Origin of the sequence: Arcobacter siniprincipis (SeqCode) (assembly GCF_048571125.1) — a bacterium.
Classification (GTDB): Bacteria; Campylobacterota; Campylobacteria; order Campylobacterales; family Arcobacteraceae; genus Arcobacter; species Arcobacter siniprincipis.
The window spans coordinates 223,160-242,158 of record NZ_CP182343.1; the positions used below are offsets into that span (position 1 = coordinate 223,160).

The following is an 18,999-nucleotide window of genomic DNA, read 5'->3' on the forward strand; positions in this document are numbered from 1 at the left end:
TAAATATTCCTCTTCAAAACTACTCATTTTATAACATCATAATAAAAAATTAATTAACTTATATCAAATGATTATAAATCCTTAGATATAATAAACAAAAAATTATTAGGCTTATTATGAAAAAACACTTAGAAACAAAACTTTCTCATCTACAAGATTTTGCTACAATTCAAGATCCGTACGGTGCTTCACACTTTCCTATATATAATACAGGAACTTTTGATTTAAAAAAACAAGATGGTGAAAAGATATATGATTATACAAGAAGTGATAATCCTACAAGAGAAGCTTTAGAAAATCTTTTTACAGAAGTAGAAAATGGAGCAGGATGTGTATGTACACATACAGGAATTGGTGCAGTATCACTTTTATTTGAAACAGTTTTAAAAGCAAACTCTCAAGTTTTGGTAGAATCTGATTGTTACGGAGGAACTTTTAGATTATTAAAAGTTTTTCAAGGCAAATATAATATAAAAGTACATTTTGCTGATTTCTTAAGTGAACCAGAATTGGAAAAAATTCTAAAAAATAATAAAATCGATTTAGTGTTATGTGAGTCACCCACAAATCCTGGTCTTAAAATAATTGATATAGGTATGGTATCTGTTTTGGCAAAAAAATATAATGCTCTTTTTGCTCTTGATAATTCACTCGCAACTTTTATTTCACAACGGCCACTTGATATGGGTGCTGATTTTTCTCTTTTCTCTACTACTAAATATATCTCAGGACATGGAAGTGTAGTAGCTGGTGCGATTGTTGCAAAAACAAAAGAATTGGCTGATGAACTTCACTATTATGCAAATGCCCATGGAAGAAGTCAAAATCCAATGGATGTATTTTTAATAAGCTTAGGAATACCAACTCTTAAAATAAGAATGAAAGAACATCAAAAAAACTCTATATTGATAGCTGAATTTTTAGAAAAACAAAGTTTTATAAAAGCTGTTATGCATCCAGGTTTAAAATCGCACCCTCAACACAAACTAGCAACTTATCAAATGGATTATATTCCAGGAGTTTTTTGTGCAGAGTTTATAAATAAAGATTTTGCAGAAAAATTTATTGAAAATACAAAAATCTTTGGTGAAAAATGTTCTTTTGGAAGTCCTGATTCTAGAGTAGAAATTCCTGCAAAAATATCACATGCATCATTTTCAAAAGAGGAACTAGCTGCCATTGGAATAAGTGATGGTACAGTTAGATTCTCTATTGGATTAGAAAATGTTGAAGATTTAATAGAAGATATTGAGCAAGCCTTAAAATAGATGAAGAATAGTTTGTTTAAGCCTATAGATTGTGGTGAAACACTACCACAAAATAATGTTCATGCGGTAAGTGTAAGTATGCCAAAACTCAAAGATGTTATTGATTATGAAGAGGGTTTTGGCGAAGCGATGGAAAAAATAAAGTCTGGTTATCCCAGATTTACTATGCATCCATATTTAAGAATTCTTGCAAAATATATAAAAGAAAAATATAAAATAAGTGATTCTTATGAAGTGGTACTTTTAAGCTCCCAAAAAGCTGTAGATATTTTAAGTGATAAATATTATATACATAATAAAATAGAGATTACAGAGCCTTTTGGTGTAATTTTAGTAAGAAATGGTACTTGTCAACTCCAAAGAGTTTTGATGTTTATACAACATGTAGGTTATAATTTATCATCTAGACTTGCAGAAGATTATTTATATAATATTGGATTGATAAATTCAAAACATATAGAAGAAAAAGAAAAAGAAAAAATTGCTTTTGATTTAGTAGTTTCAACTTTAGCAAAAGCTTATAATCAACCAAAAGAAAATATTACCTTAGCCCCTTCAGGTATGAACGCAATGTATGGTGTTGTTAAAGGTATAAAAAATATTCAAAGAAGAAATGGAAGAAATATTCTAGTTCAACTTGGTTGGTTGTATTTAGATACTATGAATATAGTAAAACACTATTATGAACAATCAAAAGTCTTTTGTGATGTAAAAAACTTAGACTTATTGGAAGAGTATTTAAAAGAAAACGGCTTTAAAGTAAGTGCAATAATCACAGAAGTTCCTACAAATCCTCTTTTATTATGTGTTGATATGAAAAGATTAAACTCTCTTTGCAAAAAATATAATATTCCTTTGGTTGTTGATTCCACATTGGCAACACCATATAATGTAAATTTAAATGATTATGCAGATATATATGTAGAGTCTCTTACAAAATTTGCTTCAGGTAATGCAGATGTTCTAATGGGTGCAATTATTTTGAATCAAAAATCAAAACTATCTCATATGAATGTTGAGTTTTTTAAACATTGCGATAAAGCATATATAAAAGATATCCAAAGAATGGCTTTTGAAATAAAAGATTATGAAAGACGAGTTAAAAGAATTAGTTCAAATACAAAAGCTTTAGTTGAATACTTTAAAAAGTGTTCTTATATAGATAAGATATATTATTGTTTAAATGATGAAAATGAATTTGAGTATAAACAAATAATGAAAGATGATAATTCATATACAGGACTTATTTCTGTAACTTTTAATAAATCATTTGAAACTATATATGATAATTTAAATTTTGCAAAGGGACCTAGTCTAGGAACAGAGTTTACTCTTCTTATGCCGTATACATATCTTGCTCACTATGATTATATAAAAAGTGAAGAGGGTGAAAAATACTTGGATGAGATTGGATTACCTAAAGATATACTTAGAATTTCTGTTGGTAGTGAAAACATTAATGACATAATAGAAGAATTCAAAAGATTAGAGGAATAATTATGGACATGAACAAAATAAAAGAACTGATTTTAAAATTCTCAAAAGAAAGGGATTGGGATAAAATTCACAATCCAAAAAATTTAGCAATGGCACTTAGTGTAGAAACAGCAGAACTAGTTGAAATTTTTCAATGGCTAAATGAAGACCAAAGCTTAAATTTAGATAAGGCAAAAAAAGAGCATTTAGAAGAAGAAATTGCAGATATTGCAGTTTATTTGCTAAGAATTTGTTATTCGCATAATATAGATTTAGAAAAAGCAATTATTTCAAAAATGAGTAAAAATGAAATAAAGTATCCCTTATATGATAAAAATGGCGATAAAATCGAATATGGGAAGAAAAATTAGTGCAAAAAATATTTTTTTTCAAAATTTAAGCTAAATTTAATTCCCAGCACTTGACAAAGGCAAAAAAACCTATTATAATTCCCGTCCAATTTGAGTGACAAACGTCGCAAAGGGTTGATGTTCTTTAACAAACTACGGTTTTAAGAAGTAAGTAACTTTTATAAACCGAATATGATATAAAACAAGAGAATTTATACAATTCTCGTCTATTAAAAAAACAATGAGTAATGTCAGTAAACAATTGCAATTAATCTTTTTAGGAAGATTAGATAAAAGAGTTAGACACTAGTCATGATTAAACTAAACATTTATGGAGAGTTTGATCCTGGCTCAGAGTGAACGCTGGCGGCGTGCTTAACACATGCAAGTCGAACGAGAACGGGTTAAAGCTTGCTTTAACTGTCAGCTAAGTGGCGCACGGGTGAGTAATATATAGGTAACATGCCCTAGAGAGGGGGATAACAGATGGAAACGTCTGCTAACACCCCATATGCCTTTAAGACCTAAGTCTGCAAGGGAAACATTTATGGCTCTAGGATTGGCCTGTACGGTATCAGCTAGTTGGTGAGGTAATGGCTCACCAAGGCAATGACACCTAACTGGTTTGAGAGGATGATCAGTCACACTGGAACTGAGACACGGTCCAGACTCCTACGGGAGGCAGCAGTGGGGAATATTGCACAATGGACGAAAGTCTGATGCAGCAACGCCGCGTGGAGGATGACACATTTCGGTGCGTAAACTCCTTTTATATAGGAAGATAATGACGGTACTATATGAATAAGCACCGGCTAACTCCGTGCCAGCAGCCGCGGTAATACGGAGGGTGCAAGCGTTACTCGGAATTACTGGGCGTAAAGAGCGTGTAGGCGGGTAAATAAGTTGGAAGTGAAATCCTATGGCTCAACCATAGAACTGCTTCCAAAACTGTTAACCTAGAATGTGGGAGAGGTAGATGGAATTTCTGGTGTAGGGGTAAAATCCGTAGATATCAGAAGGAATACCGATTGCGAAGGCGATCTACTGGAACACAATTGACGCTGAGACGCGAAAGCGTGGGGAGCAAACAGGATTAGATACCCTGGTAGTCCACGCCCTAAACGATGTACACTAGTTGTTGTGAGGCTAGACCTTGCAGTAATGCAGTTAACACATTAAGTGTACCGCCTGGGGAGTACGGTCGCAAGATTAAAACTCAAAGGAATAGACGGGGACCCGCACAAGCGGTGGAGCATGTGGTTTAATTCGACGATACGCGAAGAACCTTACCTGGTCTTGACATAGAAAGAACTTTTTAGAGATAAATTGGTGCCTGCTTGCAGGAGCTTTCATACAGGTGCTGCACGGCTGTCGTCAGCTCGTGTCGTGAGATGTTGGGTTAAGTCCCGCAACGAGCGCAACCCTCGTCGTTAGTTGCTAACAGTTCGGCTGAGAACTCTAACGAGACTGCCTACGCAAGTAGGAGGAAGGTGAGGACGACGTCAAGTCATCATGGCCCTTACGACCAGGGCTACACACGTGCTACAATGGGGTATACAAAGAGCAGCAATACGGTGACGTGGAGCGAATCTCAAAAATGCCTCCCAGTTCGGATTGTAGTCTGCAACTCGACTACATGAAGTTGGAATCGCTAGTAATCGTAGATCAGCTATGCTACGGTGAATACGTTCCCGGGTCTTGTACTCACCGCCCGTCACACCATGGGAGTTGAATTCATTCGAAGCGGGGATGCTAAAATAGCTACCTTCCACAGTGGATTTAGCGACTGGGGTGAAGTCGTAACAAGGTAACCGTAGGAGAACCTGCGGTTGGATCACCTCCTTTCAGAGTAATGAGATTAGATTCGTTTCTAATCTCAAGAAATAAAATAAAATGGGTAAATATCCAATATCATATTCGGTTTGTAAAGGTTATTGAAAATAATAGGTGAAGAATGGGCCTATAGCTCAGCTGGCTAGAGCGCTCGACTGATAATCGTGAGGTCCCAGGTTCAAGTCCTGGTAGGCCCACCATGAGAAGAAGATAATCTTTGTTGGGGAATTAGCTCAGCTGGGAGAGCGCCTGCCTTGCACGCAGGAGGTCAGCGGTTCGATCCCGCTATTCTCCACCAACATTAGCACCTAAACCAAAGTAGAATAGAAATTAGTAAATTTTAATATTAGTACTTAAGAGAAGTATTAATATTAGGATTTATCCTAAATGTTATTTAAAAATTTAATGTTAAAGTCTTTAAAATTTTTTCGAATTAGAATAAAGAGATTTATTTTAATACAAAATAGAAAACAATTTAAACACACAATTACTGTTTTATTAAATATTGTATTTAATAAGATAGTAGCCAAGGAATAATTATCAAAAAGGTAACTATAGAAATATAGTTATACAAATTATAAGCTATTAAGGGCTAATGGTGGATGCCTAGACTGTAAGAGGCGATGAAGGACGTATTAGGCTGCGATAAGCCTCGGGGAGCTGCCAAAGAGCTTTGATCCGAGGATTTCCGAATGGGACAACCCAGCATATAGAGATATATGTTACCCTGCGGGGAGCTAACCTGGTGAAGTGAAACATCTCAGTAGCCAGAGGAAGAGAAATCAAACGAGATTCCGTAAGTAGCGGCGAGCGAACGCGGATTAGGACAAACCCAATGCTTGCATTGGGGGTTGTAGGACCATAATGTGAGACTTAAAAGAGTAGTAGAAATATCTGGAAAGGTATAGCATAGAAGGTGAAACTCCTGTATACGAAACTCTTGAGAGCTCTATTGGTATCCTGAGTAGGACGGAACACGTGATATTTTGTCTGAATCTGGGGGGACCACCCTCCAATCCTAAATACTACTTACAGATCGATAGTGAACAAGTACCGTGAGGGAAAGGTGAAAAGTACTCCAGCGAGGAGAGTGAAATAGAACCTGAAACCATTAGCTTACAATCATTCGGAGCCCTATGTTGCTTGCAACAGGGTGACGGACTGCCTTTTGCATAATGAGCCTGCGAGTTGTGGTGTCTGGCAAGGTTAAGTCAAGTACGGAGCCGTAGCGAAAGCGAGTCTTAACAGGGCGACATAGTCAGATGCTGCAGACCCGAAACGAAGTGATCTATCCATGAGCAGGTTGAAGCTGGTGTAAGAGCCAGTGGAGGACCGAACCCGCTGACGTTGAAAAGTCTTGGGATGACTTGTGGATAGGGGTGAAAGGCCAATCAAACTTCGTGATAGCTGGTTCTCTCCGAAATATATTTAGGTATAGCCTTATGTCGTAACATATAGGGGTAGAGCACTGAATGGGCTAGGGCTGCTTACCGCGGTACCAAACCCTATCAAACTTCGAATACTATATGCGTAATCATAGGAGTCAGGCGGTGGGTGATAAAATCCATCGTCGAGAGGGGAACAACCCAGACTAACAGCTAAGGTCCCAAAGTTACATCTAAGTGGAAAACGATGTGAAGTTACTGTGACAACCAGGAGGTTGGCTTAGAAGCAGCCACCCTTTAAAGAAAGCGTAACAGCTCACTGGTCTAGTGATTTTGCGCGGAAAATATAACGGGGCTAAGATGTACACCGAAGCTTTAGACTTGTACTTGTACAAGTGGTAGGAGAGCGTTCTATTCAGCGTTGAAGGTATACCGACGAGGAGTGCTGGAGCGGATAGAAGTGAGCATGCAGGCATGAGTAGCGATAATTGAGGTGAGAATCCTCAACGCCGAAAACCCAAGGTTTCCTACGCGATGCTCGTCATCGTAGGGTTAGTCGGGACCTAAGTCGAGTCCGAAAGGGGTAGACGATGGCAAATTGATTAATATTTCAATACCAACAAATAAGCGCGATGTGGGGACGCATAGAGTTAATCGAGGTCACTGACGGAATAGTGGCTCGAAGGATGTAGGTTGTATCTTAGGCAAATCCGGGACACATTCGACCGAGATCTTACAGGCTGTTGCGATTTTTCGGAATCAATTCAGAATCGATGATACTGTCGTGCCAAGAAAAGCCACTAAGTATATTATTTGTTGCCCGTACCGTAAACCGACACAGGTGGGTGGGATGAGTATTCTAAGGCGCGTGGAAGAACCCTGGTTAAGGAACTCTGCAAACTAGCACCGTATCTTCGGTATAAGGTGTGCCTACTTCTGTATAGAGATTTACTCTCAAAAGCGGAAGAGGTTGCAACAAAGAGTCCCTCCCGACTGTTTACCAAAAACACAGCACTTTGCTAACTCGCAAGAGGATGTATAAGGTGTGACGCCTGCCCGGTGCTCGAAGGTTAACTGATGATGTCAGCGTAAGCGAAGCATTTGATTGAAGCCCGAGTAAACGGCGGCCGTAACTATAACGGTCCTAAGGTAGCGAAATTCCTTGTCGGTTAAATACCGACCTGCATGAATGGCGTAACGAGATGGGAGCTGTCTCAACCAGGGATCCAGTGAAATTGTAGTGGAGGTGAAAATTCCTCCTACCCGCGGAAAGACGGAAAGACCCCGTGCACCTTTACTACAGCTTGACACTGTAGCTTGGATATTCATGTGCAGGATAGGTGGGAGGCTATGAACTATGGACGCAAGTACATAGGGAGCCACCCTTGAGATACCACCCTTGAATATTTGAGTTACTAACTGGGACGAGTTATCCTCGTTCAGGACAATGTCTGGTGGGTAGTTTGACTGGGGCGGTCGCCTCCTAAAAAGTAACGGAGGCTTGCAAAGGTTGGCTCAAAGCGGATGGAAATCGCTTGTTGAGTATAATGGCATAAGCCAGCCTGACTGTAAGAGATACAACTCGAGCAGAGACGAAAGTCGGTCATAGTGATCCGGTGGTTCTGTGTGGAAGGGCCATCGCTCAAAGGATAAAAGGTACGCCGGGGATAACAGGCTGATCTCCCCCAAGAGCTCACATCGACGGGGAGGTTTGGCACCTCGATGTCGGCTCATCGCATCCTGGGGCTGGAGCAGGTCCCAAGGGTATGGCTGTTCGCCATTTAAAGCGGTACGCGAGCTGGGTTCAGAACGTCGTGAGACAGTTCGGTCCCTATCTTCCGTGGGCGTAGGAAAGTTGAAGAGATTTGTCCCTAGTACGAGAGGACCGGGATGAACGTACCACTGGTGTACCAATTGTTCTGCCAAGAGCATCGTTGGGTAGCTACGTACGGATGTGATAAGAGCTGAAAGCATCTAAGCTCGAAGCCAACTCTAAGATGAACTTTCCCTGAAGATCCCAGCAAGACTAGCTGGTTGATAGGCTAGATGTGTAAGTGAAGTAATTCATTTAGCTGACTAGTACTAATAGATCGTTTGGCTTATTTTATATATTTCTTGGTTTACTATCTTATTAAGTACATACTTAATAAAAGTTGTGTAAAAGACTTTAACATTAATATACACTCAAGACAATTGAGTTGAGTATTAAGAGCATTCTTTGCTTTTAATACTCAACTTTGTTGGTGATTATTGAGAAGTGGAAATACCCGGCTCCATTCCGAACCCGGAAGTCAAGCACTTCATCGCTGATAATACTGCAGGGTCCCCTTGTGGAAACGTAAGTCGTCGCCAACTCTTGAGTAATTTTTAAGCTTAGTTCTATTTAGACATCGTCTTTTTAGCACTGAGCTTTTTTTTTGCACCTTTTTTTATTGTTATTTATTTCTTCTAACAGGATTCTTTGATATTATTTTCTATTACTTTTATCAGAATTTATTTCTTTTATTCTCTTCTCTCCTATTATGCTTTTTTCTATATATCGTAGTTTGATATTAAATTATTCTATCTTTCTTATTTAGAAGCTCTTATATTTGTTTATAACACTATATTAAGTTGATTTATTTTCTTTCTTGTTATACAATTAGGATATTTATATAAAGGATACAAAATGTATTTAGATAAAATTGGGATTCTTGTAGGAATTGGGTTAATAATATTTATGGTATTAAGTTTTGTAGTAAAGTATTTTATACGAAACAAAGAGTAGAGACTACTCTTCTTTTCTTGAATTTTTTTCGTCAATTCCTGACATACCAAATCTTCTAGCAAGTTCTTGTTTAATTCTATCAGGAGATATGTTTTTGCTTGCTAATGCAACCATTGTGTGGTAAACTAAATCTGCTGCTTCATAAATCATTTCTTCACTATTATCATCTTTAACTGCAAAAGTAAATTCACCTGCTTCTTCAACAATTTTTTTAAGCATAGAGTTTTCTTTGCCATTTAATAGTTTAGATGTATAAGATTTTTTAGGGTCATCATTTTTTCTATCTTGTATAACATGAAATAAATTATCTAAAATAGAGTATTTATTAGTTGTATTAACTTCTATATCGCTAATAATTTCATTTGTTTCTAAATTTGTAAAGAAGCATGATTTTCTACCTGTATGGCAAGCTACACCTTCTTGTATAACTTTTATCAATATTGTATCATTATCACAATCAAGCATTATTTCTACAATTTTTTGTGTATGACCAGACTCTTCACCTTTTTTCCAAATTCTTTGTTTACTTCTTGAAAAGTAGTGCGCATATCTAGTTGTAAGAGTTAGAGATAACGCTTCTTTATCCATATAAGCTAACATCAAAACTTCATTTGTTATTGAATCTTGTGTAATAACAGGAATTAAACCATCCATCTTTTTCCATGCAATATTTTCTATATTATTCATATTCTTACCTTAAAAATTTTTGCCTAAATTAATTTTTACACCATCAATAGATCTTTCTTCTGTATTTACATCAACATTACCATCTATTTTTATTTTATCTTTATTTTTAGGAGTTAAATCAACTTTTTTATTTATTGGTTTAGTCAATAAATCTTCTTTTTTTTGATAATCTTTTTTAGTTTTTAGTTTTGGCTCTTTACTTGGATTTACTAATTTAAGATTATTTAAATCAATATTATTTTTTGGATCTTTTGCTTTTAATAAAACTATAGAATTTAACAGAATAAAGATTGATATAAATATTTTATATAACATGTGTATTTAAATATAAAGAGTAGAAATCTACTCTTTATAAAATTACTTGTTTATTGCAGAATTAATAGCTCTATCTTTAGTATCTACCCAAATATTTGGAGTAGAACCACCAGGAGTTAAGAAAATCTTAGCGTCTTTATTTTCTCTAAGCGCGTCATTAAATTTCCCTTGAACTTGAATTTGTTGCATTTTAAGTAGATTTGAAGTTAAAGACTCAGCGATAGCTTTATTTGCTGCTGCTTGTGCTTTAGCTTCAATAGTTACAGCGTCTGCTCTACCTTTTGCTTCAATTCTATTTGCTTCTGCATCTCCAGTTGCTTTTGCTGCTCTTTTCTCAGCTTCTTGTTTAGTTCTTTGAACTTCATATTTAACTCTTTCAGATTCTTGATTTGCAATTTGAACTCTTTCAATTTGTTCTTTAATCTTAGGAGGAAGACCAATTTCTCTTAATTGAACTGATAAAAGTGAAACAGGTTTACCTTCAAGTTTCTCAATATTCGCTCTAATACCATCTTCGATTTTAACAGCTATTTCATTTCTTTTCGTTGGTAATTCTTCAGCTGTATATGTTCCAACAACATTTCTAACTATATCTCTAACAACTGGGTTGATAATTTTTTCTTCCCAAGAAAGACCCCAGTTAGCAATTGTAGTTGGAGCCCCATCAGCAGTAAGTCTATACTGAACAGTTAGTTCAATAGACACAGGTAATCCTCTTGCATCAAGAATATTAATTGCAGGATTTAGTTTAATACCTGAATCATAACCACCCATTTGCTCAACACTACTATAGTTAATAAGCCTAACTTTTGTGTCTATTACAATTACTTTTTGGATAACAGGAATATAAAGATGAAAACCTGGATTTAAAGGCATACTTTCATATTTACCAGCAGTTACTTTAATACCTACTTGTCCTGATTCAATAATTATAAAGGGTCTAAATACAAATAACATAATTACTACAATTATAATTGCATAAATGAAACCTGCTTTTTTCCCAAAGTTTTTAAAGAATTCAGGTGGCTCAAAAGGAGGTTGATAACCTCCCCCATTAGAGCCCCCACCGCTGTTTTTGTTTTGTTGTCTATTTTTAAAATAATCATTATCTATTGGCATTAATATCCTTAAATATTTTTAAATTTCTTTGCTCCATTTTATGAAACACAAAAGATAAAACTACTATGTTTTATCTTTTGTATTTCAACTAAGTAGAAAATTCTACTTAGTTAATATATGTTAAATATTTAGCATACTTTTCATTTTTACCTTGAACAATATCAAAATATCCACTTTGAAGTTTTTCTGTTATAGGACCTCTCTCTCCAGCTCCTATAATTCTTGCATCAACTTCTCTAATTGGTGTTACTTCCACAGCCGTTCCTGTGAAAAATGCTTCATCTGCAATATAGATCTCTTCTCTTGTAATTCTTCTTCTTTCTACTTTATAACCTAAATCTTGTGCTAGGTCAATAACAGTAGCTTGTGTAATAGATTCTAAAGAAGTGTCATTTGGAGGAGTAATAATTATACCATCTCTTACAATAAAGAAACAAGCCCCAGATGCCTCAGCAATATAACCTTGGTCATCTCTTAAAAGTGCTTCATCATATCCAGCTTCAACTGCTTCATATTTTGCCATTTGAGAGTTTAGATAATTAGCAACTGCTTTTGCTTTTCCCATACCTGAAGTATTTGGAGTTCTTGTCATTGATGTTATTTTAACTCTAACACCTTTTTTAAGACCTTCTTCTCCTAAATATGCACCCCATTCCCAAGCAGAAATAGATACATTCACCGGAGCTTCTTTATGGTAAAGTCCCATAACTCCATATCCTAAATAAACCAAAGGTCTAATATATGCACCTTCGTTTAATCCATTTTTTTGTAATAATTCAACTTGTGCTTTGTTTAACTCATCTTCACTAAATGGCACATCCATTAATGTCATTTTTGAAGAGTTCAATAATCTTTTTGTGTGTTCTTTTAATTTGAAAATAGCACATCTTCCATCAACAGTTTTATATGCCTTTGTACCTTCAATTGCACCATTTCCATAGTGTAAAGTGTGGCTTAATACATGAACTTTTGCATCATGCCAATCAACAAACTTACCATCCATCCAGATGTATTTTGCTTCTGTCATCTGATTTTTCCTATTATAAATTTTGATAAATAGTCTATCCAAGTTTTGATTAAATAAAAGTGAATCTATTAGTATAAAAAATATCTATAATATATAATAAGTTTATTTATGATTAAATACGGTTTAAAAAATATATATTGACGAGAAGATAATGAATCAACAAGAGTTATGGAATAAGAAATTTTCAAGGGATGGGTATTTATATGGAACTAATCCAAATCAATTTATTAAAAATAGTTATGTTAACTTCAAAAAAGATCAAACAGTCTTGTGCTTAGGAGAAGGAGAAGGTAGAAATGCAATTTTTCTGGCAAAAGAAGGTTTTGATGTTGAGGCAATAGATGCTTCAGATATCGGTTTAAATAAACTTTTTGAACAAAGCAAAATAGAAAATGTAGAGATAAAAACTGCTTGCATGGATATAAATGATTGGCAAGTGTCTAAAAAATATGGGGCTATACTATTTTCTTTTTTACATTTAAAAATAGATGAACTAAAAACTTTGATTAAGAAAATAGAAACATCTTTAGAAAAAGATGGTTTTTTTGTATGTGAGGTTTTTTCAAAAAATCAAATTGAAAATAATAGCGGTGGACCAAAAGATTTAGAGTTACTTTATAGTATGGATGATTTTAAAGAGAACATAAAAGAATTAAAGATTCATAAATTAGAAGAAGTAATTACAAATTTAGAAGAAGGAACTGGTCACCAAGGTGAAGCTAGCGTGATAAGATTAATAGCACAAAAGTCCTAAATTTAACAGGGATTTAACAATTTTTTTAGTAGAGTAAAAACTTAAAAATGAATAGAAAATAATAAGAGATATCAAAAAAAATGAAAAATAAAATAAATAAAATAATAAAAAATAAAGTATTGATTATCGATGGAGCGATGGGAACTCAATTACAAAATGCAGAGATAAAACCTGAAGCATGGAAGTATGAGAACCAAGACTTAGAAGGGTGTAATGAACTTCTTAATGAAACTGCTCCTGAAATTTTGGAAGGAATTCATGATGCCTATGCAAAAGCAGGGGCTAATTTAATTTCAACAAATACTTTTGGAACTATGCCTTGGGTACTTGATGAATATGGAATCTCTTCAAAAGCCTATGAATTATCTAAACTAGGTGCCGAACTTGTAAAAAAATCTTGTAAAAAGTATGAGACAGAAGATGAGCCAAGATTCTGTTTAGGTTCAATTGGACCAGGAACTAAACTTCCATCATTAGGACATATTAGATATGATGAGATGTATGAGGGGTATAAAGAAGTAGCAAATGGATTAGCTGATGGTGGATGTGATATATATTTACTTGAAACTTGTCAAGATCCACTTCAAATAAAAGCAGCACTTCATGCTCTAACGGATACTCATCCTGAAATTCCAGTAATGGTATCTGTGACTATTGAGTTATCTGGAACTATGTTAATAGGAACTGATGCTATGACAATAGCAGCTATTATGAGCCCTTTTAATATCTTATCTTTAGGTTTTAACTGTGGTACTGGACCAAAACAAGTTCATAAACATGTAAAAACATTAAGTGAAGTTTGCAAATTCCCTATTTCAGTTCATGCCAATGCAGGGCTTCCTCAAAATAAAGGTGGAGTTTCATATTATCCAATGGGTCCAGAAGAGTTTACTCAACTACAAAGTAGTTTTTTAGAAGTAAATGGAGTCTCATTTTTAGGTGGTTGTTGTGGAACAACTCCTGAACATATTGAAGCTTTGGCAAATAAAGTAAGAGGCATAAAACCAAAAGCACCAAGTGGATTTTTGAAAGCTTCTTTGGCTTCATTATTTAATACAGTTCCCCTAAAACAAGATCCAGCTCCTTTATTAATAGGGGAGAGAAGTAATGCGACTGGGTCAAAAGCTTTTAGGGATTTATTAAAAGATAATAATTATGAGGGAACATTATCTGTTGGTCAACAACAAGTGCGAGCAGGTGCTCATATTATCGATGTGAGTGTTGGATTTGCTGGACGAGATGAAACTGGTGATATGGATAAAGTAGTTGAACTTTATTCTCAAAAAGTTTCACTTCCTTTGATGCCAGATTCTACACAAATAAAAGCCTTAGAAGCAGCACTTAAACAAATAGGTGGAAGATGTATCATCAACTCTGTAAATCTTGAAGATGGAGAAGAGAAGTTTGATGCAGTTTGTAAGTTAGCCAAAAAATTTGGTGCAGCACTTGTTTGTTTAGTTATTGATGAAGTTGGAATGGCTAAAACAAAAGAGGACAAAATCAGAATTGCGCAGAGAATTTATGATTTATGTGTAAATAGACATGGCTTTAATCCTGAAGATTTAGTATTTGATATGCTTACATTTACTATTGGTTCTGGTGATGATGAGTATAGAACAGCTGGAATTGAAACTATGGAAGCAATTAGAGAATTTCAAATACTTCATCCAGAAGTTGGAACCACTTTAGGTCTTTCAAATATCTCTTTTGGGCTTGATATAAAAGCTAGGGTTTATCTAAACTCTATCTATCTAGACCATTGTGTAAAAGCAGGGCTTACAAGTGCTATTGTAAATGTTAAACATATTTTGCCACTAAATAAAATCACAGAAGAGGATAGAAAAGCTTGTGATGATTTGATTTTTAATAATCAAGAAGATGGTGACCCTTTATTTAAATTTATTGACCACTTCTCAAATGTTGATGCACAAGAAGATCAAAGTGATGAAGAGTACCAAAAATTAGAACCAATAGAGAAAGTTAAAAAACTTCTATTGGATGGGGATAAGGATAGACTTATACCATTAGTTGATGAGTTAAGACACAAAGTAAATCCAGAAATTATAGTAAATGAGTGGCTAATTGATGGTATGAAAATCATAGGGGAACTTTTTGGTTCAGGTCAAATGCAGTTACCATTTGTACTTCAAAGTGCTGAAACTATGAAAGCAACAGTTGATGCTTTAAATCCATATTTACCAAAAGAAGAAAAAGCTAGTGAAACAGTACTTGTAATTGGAACTGTAAAAGGCGATGTTCATGATGTAGGTAAAAATTTAGTAGATATTATTTTAAGTAATAATGGATTTAAAGTAATAAATATAGGAATAAAAGCTGATATCAATGAATTTATAATAGCTGTTCAAAAGCATAAAGCACAAGCTATTGGAATGAGTGGATTACTTGTAAAATCAACTGCTGTAATGAAAGAAAATCTAGAAGAGCTTAAAAGACAAGGTATAGATATACCTGTACTTTTAGGTGGAGCAGCACTTACTAAATCTTTTGTAAATGAGTATTGTAGACCTTTATATGATGGACCGATTTTTTATTGTAGGGATGCTTTTGATGGTGTTGTTTCTATGCAAAGAATAGAATCAGGTGATTCATTTAATACAAAACTTGCAGCTGATTTGATAAAAGATGAAGATGATATTAAAAAAGAGAAAAAAGAGGTAATAATTCCTCCTTATGAAGAGATAGAATTACCTCCAAAAGCTGAATTTACCTTCCCTCCACTTTGGGGAAGAGTTACTCAAAGTCCTGCAATGTTAAATAAAGATTTGATTTTTTCTTGGATAAATCATAGAGTTTTATTTAGACAAAGATGGGGATATAAAAAAGGTGCTATGAAAGCAGATGAGTTTTTGGCCCATGAAGAGAATGTGGTAAAACCATTATATGAAAAATATAAAGAAGAGTTTTTTGAAAAAGATATTTTTGACCCAATAGCTATTTATGGATATTATCCTTGTATTTCCCATGATAATAAGCTTTATATTTTTGGAAATGAGTACGCTTTTAATAGTCTAAAAGAAGCACAAAATGTTCCACCACTTGAAAAAGCTAAAAAAGTCTTTGAATTTCCAAGACAAACAAAACCACCACATAGATGTATAGCTGATTTTTTTGCGAATGATAGATTAGATGTAGTTGCTTTTACACTTGCTAGTTCAGGATTAAAAATAACTTCATATGAAAGTGAACTTTATCAAAATAGTGAGTTCTCAAAATATCATCAAGTCCATGGATTAGGAGTTGAACTTGCAGAAGCATTAGCTGAGGTAATTCATAAGCAAGTAAGACTTGACCTTGATATAGTACCAAAAGAGGGGCATACTTTGAATGATGTTCAAATGAAACAATATGTAGGATGTAGATATTCTCCTGGATATGCAGCTTGTCCTGATTTAGAACAAAGTAGGGATATCTTTGATTTATTAAAACCAGAAGAGTTTGGAATAACACTAAGTGAAACTTTCCAAATAGACCCAGAGCAAAGTACCTGCGCCATAGTAGTGCCGCACAACAAAGCCAACTATTATAACATTTAGAAAGAAATAGCCACTTTTTACGCGTAAAGTTTTCCCCTATTTTTTTCTGCGTTGAAATTGTAAATTTATAAACTCACTTACTTATAGTAAGCTCCTTCATAAATTTACAACTTCGCCTTGAATTAAACCAAAATTGACTATTTTAATCTTTAATTAAATAGGTCTCTTTTCGTTTTTTACGAAATTAAAATTAAATCAATATCGAGAATATATGAACAACAACACAAAAGGTATAACAATAACCGCTTTGGGCGTTTTACTAATGAGTTTTGAATCTTTATTTATAAAACTAACTAGTATTTCACCTTTTACATTTTCTTTTTATCTTGGAATATTTATGTTTATTTCAATGCTTTTATTACTAATAATAAAGCAAAGAGATATCATAAGAGAGGTCACCAAGACATCTTTTTATATCTTTCTTTTATGTGGGATATTAATGGGGAGTGCAAATATTTTCTTTATTTGGGCAATAAAGAGTACAACTGCTGCAAATGTAGTTCTTATCATAGGAACAGGGGCTTTATTTACATCTTTCTTTGCGTATTTATTTTATAAAGAAAAAATAAGAATAAATGTTCTTATTGCATCTTTCTTTTTATTTATTGGCCTTTTTATTATCTTTAATGATAAGGTCGGTGCGGGTAATTTAAAAGGTAACCTTTTAGCTATTTTATGTACAATGACATTCTCTTTATCTTTTGTTTTAATGTCAAAATATACTAGAATAAATCGTGTAGCACTAACTGCAATCACAGGAATATCATTGGCCATAATAGCTTATTTTGCAAGTGACACAATTAGTATTGACTTTTATAATTTATTTGTAGTAGGCGTAATGGGATTAATTATAACTCCATTTTCAAGGGTTTTAATATTTAGTGGAACAAAATTTATAAATGCAAGTGAAGTAAGTCTTTTAATGATTATTGAAACAGTTATGGGACCTATTTGGGTGTGGATGGTTTTAAATGAAGTACCAAGTTCTTATACTTTTATTGGTGGAGCAATTATACTTCTTACCCTAATAGTAAACTCAATCTATTTTATAAGAAAAAATTAACTTGATATAGTTTTGTTAATTTTTATAGGTTAAAATATAAAAAATAAATAGGAAACTAAAAGTGTTAACAAAAATAAAAGAAAAAACTACAGGTTTAGTAGATATAACAAAAGAGCAATTTGACAAATCTTTTGATTTTGCAAAAATACAAAGTGACAAAGTAAAAAATAAAATAGATTTAAAAATACAAGAGAAAGCACTTTTAAACTTAAAAGCTGAACTAGCTATGAGACATAAAACCTTTGAGGATTATACCGATGAAGAGTTAGAGATAATGCTTTCAAATGAAAAAAGAAAAGTTATAGATGATTTAAAAACAAAAACCTTGGTTGGCGCCTTAGCTATTTTAGGTTTAGACTTTTTGGTATAAGATATGTTTAGACAAGTTAAATCAGCCATTTTTTGGACGCTACTTTATAAGTTTAGAAGAAGATTTACTATTGTTGTTGTACTACTCTCTATAGTTTTATTGTCACAATGGATTTATGCAGATATAGTTGAGTATCTAAAACTAACTAATCAATTACAATATCTTTCTTTTTTACTACCTATTAAATGGGCAATTATTTTATTTAATATTGCCTTTTCTGCCTCTTTGATTATTACAATTTTTAAACCTCAAAAAGAAGATAAAAAAAAGGCTGAAAAAATCATAAAGGAACAAAGTAAAAAAAACAATGATAAAGAGATAAAAGAAAATGATTTAAGCCCAAAAGAAAAAGAGTTTTTAACAAAAAAACTAAGAAATAAATCTGAAATATTAATGGATAGATAATTTTAATCTATCCAACTGTTTATCATGATATTTACTAAGTAAAACTAAGGCTAGAATACTTCCTAAAAGGGCAAAGCCCATATCACTTTGAGTATCCCAAATGTATCCTTGAGTTCCTAAGAAAGCTTCGGCATCTTCACCACTTAGTAAGGCTACCCACCATTCTATTAATTCATAAAAGGCTGAAAAGGCTAAGCAAAAGCAGACTATGAAAAAGTTTCTCCATTTAGAAAAAGGAATTATATTTTTTCTTATAAGAATTTCTCTTGCAATAATTGCTGGAATAAAACCTTGGGCAAAATGTCCTACTTTGTCGTAGTTATTTCTACTTTGATTTAATACTTCTTTAATCGTATCAAACAAAGGTACTTCTGCATAAGTATAGTGACCACCTACCATTAAAATAATACAATGAATGAGAATAAGAGTATAAGTAAGGGATGTTAATTTAAAAGATTTATATGTATAGGCAAGTATTATAAATCCAATAATAGCTGGAAATACCTCTAAAGCCCAAGTAAATTGATCTTTGGGATTAATTCCTGACCAAATTAAAATAGTAATAAAAATAAAAAGCCATAAATATTTCATAAAATATTATATCAAATTAATATATCTATTTATGC

The 18,999-nt window shown here is 33.7% G+C and carries 13 protein-coding genes, 2 tRNA genes and 3 rRNA genes; 13 read left to right on the forward strand and 5 right to left on the reverse strand.

Translation table 11 applies throughout. From position 1 onward, the window contains the following. The first annotated feature begins 116 nt into the window (after positions 1-116). The 8 genes from ACNI3D_RS01145 (at position 117) to rrf (ending at position 8,667) form a co-directional block, all read left to right on the forward strand. Entirely contained in the window at positions 117-1,268 is a 1,152-nt protein-coding gene (locus ACNI3D_RS01145; protein ID WP_419767983.1) for a trans-sulfuration enzyme family protein, read from the forward strand. Between the two features lie 12 nt (positions 1,269-1,280). Continuing rightward, positions 1,281-2,765 carry a PLP-dependent transferase gene (locus ACNI3D_RS01150; protein ID WP_419767984.1) on the forward strand — a complete coding sequence of 495 codons (1,485 nt, stop codon included), beginning with the start codon at positions 1,281-1,283 and terminating at the stop codon, positions 2,763-2,765. A 2-nt stretch (positions 2,766-2,767) separates the two neighbouring features. Continuing rightward, entirely contained in the window at positions 2,768-3,115 is a 348-nt protein-coding gene (locus tag ACNI3D_RS01155; RefSeq protein WP_419767985.1) for a nucleotide pyrophosphohydrolase, read from the forward strand. A 307-nt stretch (positions 3,116-3,422) separates the two neighbouring features. Continuing rightward, positions 3,423-4,939, forward strand: a 16S ribosomal RNA gene (locus tag ACNI3D_RS01160). A gap of 111 nt (positions 4,940-5,050) precedes the next feature. Further along, positions 5,051-5,127 (forward strand) — tRNA-Ile (locus ACNI3D_RS01165). A 22-nt stretch (positions 5,128-5,149) separates the two neighbouring features. Continuing rightward, positions 5,150-5,225: transfer RNA gene (locus tag ACNI3D_RS01170), tRNA-Ala, on the forward strand. 277 nt (positions 5,226-5,502) lie between these two features. Then, positions 5,503-8,419 (forward strand): 23S ribosomal RNA (locus ACNI3D_RS01175). Between the two features lie 132 nt (positions 8,420-8,551). After that, positions 8,552-8,667 (forward strand): 5S ribosomal RNA (rrf, locus tag ACNI3D_RS01180). Together the 16S, 23S and 5S rRNA genes with 2 tRNA genes alongside form the textbook arrangement of a ribosomal RNA operon. Before the next feature lie 415 nt (positions 8,668-9,082). Here the strand turns inward: rrf and hisIE are convergent. The 4 genes from hisIE to ACNI3D_RS01200 all read right to left on the reverse strand — a co-directional run bounded on the left by hisIE (position 9,083) and on the right by ACNI3D_RS01200 (position 12,227). Beyond that, positions 9,083-9,766, reverse strand: a complete 684-nt coding sequence (gene hisIE / locus ACNI3D_RS01185; RefSeq protein ID WP_419767986.1) for a bifunctional phosphoribosyl-AMP cyclohydrolase/phosphoribosyl-ATP diphosphatase HisIE — start codon at positions 9,764-9,766, stop codon at positions 9,083-9,085. 9 nt (positions 9,767-9,775) lie between these two features. Then, positions 9,776-10,081, reverse strand: coding sequence for a hypothetical protein (locus tag ACNI3D_RS01190; protein WP_419767987.1), 306 nt, complete (start codon positions 10,079-10,081; stop codon positions 9,776-9,778). A 42-nt stretch (positions 10,082-10,123) separates the two neighbouring features. Then, positions 10,124-11,200 carry a prohibitin family protein gene (locus ACNI3D_RS01195; protein WP_129100886.1) on the reverse strand — a complete coding sequence of 359 codons (1,077 nt, stop codon included), beginning with the start codon at positions 11,198-11,200 and terminating at the stop codon, positions 10,124-10,126. 106 nt (positions 11,201-11,306) lie between these two features. Next, positions 11,307-12,227 carry a branched-chain amino acid transaminase gene (locus tag ACNI3D_RS01200; protein ID WP_419767988.1) on the reverse strand — a complete coding sequence of 307 codons (921 nt, stop codon included), beginning with the start codon at positions 12,225-12,227 and terminating at the stop codon, positions 11,307-11,309. A gap of 151 nt (positions 12,228-12,378) precedes the next feature. On the opposite strand from ACNI3D_RS01200, the gene ACNI3D_RS01205 reads away from it, so the two are divergent. The 5 genes from ACNI3D_RS01205 to ACNI3D_RS01225 all read left to right on the forward strand — a co-directional run bounded on the left by ACNI3D_RS01205 (position 12,379) and on the right by ACNI3D_RS01225 (position 18,373). Further along, the gene (locus tag ACNI3D_RS01205; protein ID WP_419767989.1) at positions 12,379-12,981 is read left to right on the forward strand and encodes a class I SAM-dependent methyltransferase; all 603 of its coding nucleotides are present in this window, start codon (positions 12,379-12,381) and stop codon (positions 12,979-12,981) included. An 80-nt stretch (positions 12,982-13,061) separates the two neighbouring features. Next, the gene (gene metH, locus ACNI3D_RS01210; protein ID WP_419767990.1) at positions 13,062-16,535 is read left to right on the forward strand and encodes a methionine synthase; all 3,474 of its coding nucleotides are present in this window, start codon (positions 13,062-13,064) and stop codon (positions 16,533-16,535) included. Positions 16,536-16,746: 211 nt separating this feature from the next. After that, complete coding sequence (locus tag ACNI3D_RS01215) at positions 16,747-17,598, forward strand: DMT family transporter (RefSeq protein WP_419767991.1); 852 nt, start codon at positions 16,747-16,749, stop codon at positions 17,596-17,598. A gap of 61 nt (positions 17,599-17,659) precedes the next feature. After that, entirely contained in the window at positions 17,660-17,968 is a 309-nt protein-coding gene (locus tag ACNI3D_RS01220; RefSeq protein WP_419767992.1) for a hypothetical protein, read from the forward strand. Positions 17,969-17,971: 3 nt separating this feature from the next. After that, positions 17,972-18,373 carry a hypothetical protein gene (locus tag ACNI3D_RS01225; protein ID WP_419767993.1) on the forward strand — a complete coding sequence of 134 codons (402 nt, stop codon included), beginning with the start codon at positions 17,972-17,974 and terminating at the stop codon, positions 18,371-18,373. Here the strand turns inward: ACNI3D_RS01225 and ACNI3D_RS01230 are convergent. After that, on the reverse strand, positions 18,359-18,964 hold the full coding sequence (locus ACNI3D_RS01230) for a DUF2238 domain-containing protein (RefSeq protein WP_419767994.1): 606 nt from the start codon (positions 18,962-18,964) through the stop codon (positions 18,359-18,361). The genes ACNI3D_RS01225 and ACNI3D_RS01230 overlap by 15 nt on opposite strands. Between the last annotated feature and the right edge of the window lie 35 nt (positions 18,965-18,999).